This window comes from Photobacterium japonica (assembly GCF_050337005.1).
Taxonomy (GTDB): Bacteria; Pseudomonadota; Gammaproteobacteria; order Enterobacterales; family Vibrionaceae; genus Photobacterium; species Photobacterium japonica.
Window position 1 is genome coordinate 1 of the sequence record NZ_JAKJSN010000138.1, and the last position, 658, is coordinate 658.

Genomic DNA, 658 nt, shown 5'->3' on the forward strand with positions numbered 1-658 from the left:
TCCACACAGATTGCTTGGTTAATCCACACAGATTGCTTGGTTAAAATGTAAGAACGTAAAAAGACTTGGGTCTGTAGCTCAGGTGGTTAGAGCGCACCCCTGATAAGGGTGAGGTCGGTGGTTCAAGTCCACTCAGACCCACCACTTTCTCTCCCAGAGGAAGTGATGGTACAGTCTTTTTAATCGTTGGGGTTATAGCTCAGCTGGGAGAGCGCCTGCCTTGCACGCAGGAGGTCTGCGGTTCGATCCCGCATAGCTCCACCACTCTCTAAAGACATTCGCAAGAGTGTGATTAGAAAGTGGATATCTAACGATAAACACMATGTTCTTTAACAATTTGGAAAGCTGACTAGTAAGTGATCGAAAGATCACACTAATAGTTTTTATTATCTCTTTATATAAAGAGCGATAAAAACGAGTTCTCAAGCAATACACATTCAAGTGTCTTGTATCGAGTCCGGCGAAAAACCAATGTCCTTATCTTTYTTGATCGAAGATAGGTGACGAACCTTGGTTGTTTGAACATACAGACCTCTTGGGGTTGTATGGTTAAGTGACTAAGCGTACACGGTGGATGCCTTGGCAGTCAGAGGCGATGAAGGACGTATTAACTTGCGATAAGCCCAGATTAGGCAGTAAAAGCCACTTGAGTCTGGGA

The 658-nt window shown here is 44.4% G+C and carries 2 tRNA genes and 1 rRNA gene; all 3 read left to right on the forward strand.

The features are described from left to right. Positions 1–67 precede the first annotated feature (67 nt). A tRNA-Ile gene (locus L4C36_RS23865) sits at positions 68–144 on the forward strand. 44 nt (positions 145–188) lie between these two features. Next, a tRNA-Ala gene (locus L4C36_RS23870) sits at positions 189–264 on the forward strand. A 283-nt stretch (positions 265–547) separates the two neighbouring features. Further along, positions 548–658, forward strand: a 23S ribosomal RNA gene (locus tag L4C36_RS23875); the annotation flags it as partial.